Source organism: Romboutsia sp. Marseille-P6047, assembly GCF_900604535.1.
Taxonomy (GTDB): Bacteria; Bacillota; Clostridia; order Peptostreptococcales; family Peptostreptococcaceae; genus Romboutsia_E.
In genome coordinates, this window is sequence record NZ_UWOT01000030.1 from 1 (window position 1) to 2582 (window position 2582).

Below are 2582 nucleotides of genomic sequence, written 5' to 3' on the forward strand. Positions count from 1 at the left end.
CATTTAATTATCTATCCTCTATACTTATTATTAATCTATTTGAGATAATAGTCTTTTTGTAACATCAGCAAGTTTTAATTCACCTAATTCTTCATTACATATAGCTATAATTACTTTTATTGCATCATCTGAATTATCCCACTTATATGCTCTTGCATTTATTATACTTTCTGGTGGCATAACTTCTTCTAATTCCATAGCTGTTTCATCCGCCATACTCATTAGTTCATCAAATAATTCTTCATCGTCTATTGATTCTAATCCAAAATCTTCTTCTATGTATTGTTTTAAAGTATCTATACATATACTTAATCTATAAGCTATAACATCTTCTCTCTTTGTAGCCTTAGACATATCAGTTTCTACTATAAAATCACTATTATCCTTTATAAGCTCTTTAATTTCTTCACTATCTACTATTTCATTTCCAAATATTACGTACAAATCCTCATCTCCTTAATACTATTTAGCCATTGATTCAATTAAATATTCCTTTACAGACCTTCTAATCCCCTTCTCTTTGGCTATTTTTATCAAATATTGATATTTAGATTTTTTTGATTCTAATTCATAAATTGCTACATCGATTAATTCATTTTCTGTTGCATTTTGAAAAAAATTTTCTGCGTGTTGTATTTCTTTTTGAGCTTGTTTTATTTCGTTGATTATTCTTTCATTTTCTAAATTACTATCTTTTAATCTATTTCTCCTTGACATTTTAAAGCCTCCTTACATAACTTGTATTATAAATCTTGACATTTTATATGATTCATATACATATTAAAGTTATTTAATAGCTTAAAAACACTTTGGAGTATCAAAAATTTCAATTAGTAAAATGAATAAAAAAACCTCTAGTGTAATCACTAGAGGTTACTGGTGGGATTAACAGGGCTCGAACCTGTGACCCCCTGCTTGTAAGGCAGGTGCTCTCCCAGCTGAGCTATAATCCCAGGAGAATATGGTGCGCCCAAAGGGACTCGAACCCCTAACCTTCTGATTCGTAGTCAGACACTCTATCCAGTTGAGCTATAGGCGCATTTGGAGGCGACATCCAGATTCGAACTGGAGATCAAGGAGTTGCAGTCCACTGCCTTACCACTTGGCTATGTCGCCTTATTTATATATAAAATGGTGATCCATCCGCGACTCGAACGCGGGACACCCTGATTAAAAGTCAGGTGCTCTACCGACTGAGCTAATGGATCACGTATATGGGGTGGATAATGAGAGTCGAACTCACGACCTCCAGAGCCACAATCTGGCGCTCTAACCAACTGAGCTATACCCACCATATTTTAATGGTCGAGGTGAAGGGACTCGAACCCCCGGCCCCATGGTCCCAAACCAAGTGCGCTACCAAACTGCGCTACACCTCGAGATTTAAGTGGTGGACCATCAGGGACTCGAACCCCAGACCTACCGGTTATGAGCCGGGCGCTCTAACCAACTGAGCTAATGGTCCATCTTTAAATTAAATTGGTAGCGGTAACAGGAGTCGAACCTGTGACCTTTCGGGTATGAACCGAACGCTCTAGCCAACTAAGCTATACCGCCACATTTATGGTGCCCAGAGGCGGAATCGAACCACCGACACGGGGATTTTCAGTCCCCTGCTCTACCGACTGAGCTATCTGGGCATTTTGGCGGAGAGGGTGGGATTCGAACCCACGGTGCCGTTAAGCATCACTGGTTTTCAAGACCAGCTCCTTAAACCACTCGGACACCTCTCCGTTTTTATGTTTTACACTTGTTGTCTTAATTGGTGACCCATCCGAGTCTCGAACTCGGGACACCCTGATTAAGAGTCAGGTGCTCTACCAACTGAGCTAATGAGCCATAGAATTACTATGATGTCATACTCTTAGTTGAAATTAAGTTGGCAGGGGATGCAGGACTCGAACCTACGCATGTAGCAGTCAAAGTGCTATGCCTTACCGACTTGGCGAATCCCCTATAAAGTGGTGAGCGCACAGGGATTCGAACCCCGGACACACGCCTTAGAAGGGCGTTGCTCTATCCAGCTGAGCTATGCACCCACATTATAGTTATTATTAAATGGAGCGGGAAACGAGATTCGAACTCGCGACTTCAACCTTGGCAAGGTTGCGCTCTACCACTGAACTATTCCCGCTTAGGTAATAAAGTGGTGCGGATGAAGGGAGTCGAACCCCCACGCCGTAGGCGCCAGATCCTAAGTCTGGTGCGTCTGCCAATTCCGCCACATCCGCGCTTAATACTTTATTTAGTTGGTGGAGGATGGTGGATTCGAACCACCGAAAGCAATGCTAACAGATTTACAGTCTGCCCCCTTTGGCCGCTCGGGAAATCCTCCGTATTTATGGAGCTGGTGATAGGAATCGAACCTACAACCTGCTGATTACAAGTCAGCTGCTCTACCGTTGAGCCACACCAGCATATTGGCGGGAATAACAGGACTCGAACCTGTGACCCATTGATTAACAGTCAATTGCTCTACCAACTGAGCCATATTCCCGAATTAAGTTTTGGCGACCTGGAAGGGACTCGAACCCTCGACCTCCAGCGTGACAGGCTGGCATTCTAACCAGCTGAACTACCAG

Annotated in this window: 2 protein-coding genes and 18 tRNA genes; all 20 read right to left on the minus strand. The window is 42.3% G+C overall.

Annotated elements, in window-relative coordinates:
* Window positions 1-30 precede the first annotated feature (30 nt).
* A complete protein-coding gene (locus tag EIH23_RS15980; RefSeq protein ID WP_122641384.1) occupies window positions 31-444 on the minus strand; it encodes a hypothetical protein in 414 nt (137 codons plus the stop codon).
* An 18-nt stretch (window positions 445-462) separates the two neighbouring features.
* Complete coding sequence (locus tag EIH23_RS15985; RefSeq protein ID WP_122641385.1) at window positions 463-717, minus strand: DUF2508 family protein; 255 nt, start codon at window positions 715-717, stop codon at window positions 463-465.
* 160 nt (window positions 718-877) lie between these two features.
* Window positions 878-953: transfer RNA gene (locus EIH23_RS15990), tRNA-Val, on the minus strand.
* A gap of 9 nt (window positions 954-962) precedes the next feature.
* A tRNA-Arg gene (locus EIH23_RS15995) sits at window positions 963-1039 on the minus strand.
* A 3-nt stretch (window positions 1040-1042) separates the two neighbouring features.
* Window positions 1043-1116: transfer RNA gene (locus tag EIH23_RS16000), tRNA-Cys, on the minus strand.
* A 16-nt stretch (window positions 1117-1132) separates the two neighbouring features.
* Window positions 1133-1208: transfer RNA gene (locus EIH23_RS16005), tRNA-Lys, on the minus strand.
* A gap of 7 nt (window positions 1209-1215) precedes the next feature.
* Window positions 1216-1292: transfer RNA gene (locus EIH23_RS16010), tRNA-His, on the minus strand.
* Window positions 1293-1302: 10 nt separating this feature from the next.
* A tRNA-Pro gene (locus tag EIH23_RS16015) sits at window positions 1303-1379 on the minus strand.
* Window positions 1380-1388: 9 nt separating this feature from the next.
* A tRNA-Ile gene (locus EIH23_RS16020) sits at window positions 1389-1465 on the minus strand.
* 15 nt (window positions 1466-1480) lie between these two features.
* Window positions 1481-1557 (minus strand) — tRNA-Met (locus tag EIH23_RS16025).
* 7 nt (window positions 1558-1564) lie between these two features.
* Window positions 1565-1640: transfer RNA gene (locus tag EIH23_RS16030), tRNA-Phe, on the minus strand.
* A 4-nt stretch (window positions 1641-1644) separates the two neighbouring features.
* Window positions 1645-1733, minus strand: a tRNA-Ser gene (locus EIH23_RS16035).
* Between the two features lie 30 nt (window positions 1734-1763).
* Window positions 1764-1839, minus strand: a tRNA-Lys gene (locus EIH23_RS16040).
* A gap of 41 nt (window positions 1840-1880) precedes the next feature.
* Window positions 1881-1956 (minus strand) — tRNA-Gln (locus EIH23_RS16045).
* Window positions 1957-1962: 6 nt separating this feature from the next.
* A tRNA-Arg gene (locus tag EIH23_RS16050) sits at window positions 1963-2039 on the minus strand.
* A gap of 20 nt (window positions 2040-2059) precedes the next feature.
* Window positions 2060-2134 (minus strand) — tRNA-Gly (locus EIH23_RS16055).
* Between the two features lie 13 nt (window positions 2135-2147).
* Window positions 2148-2231: transfer RNA gene (locus EIH23_RS16060), tRNA-Leu, on the minus strand.
* Between the two features lie 19 nt (window positions 2232-2250).
* Window positions 2251-2335, minus strand: a tRNA-Tyr gene (locus EIH23_RS16065).
* 7 nt (window positions 2336-2342) lie between these two features.
* Window positions 2343-2417: transfer RNA gene (locus EIH23_RS16070), tRNA-Thr, on the minus strand.
* Window positions 2418-2421: 4 nt separating this feature from the next.
* A tRNA-Asn gene (locus tag EIH23_RS16075) sits at window positions 2422-2497 on the minus strand.
* Between the last annotated feature and the right edge of the window lie 85 nt (window positions 2498-2582).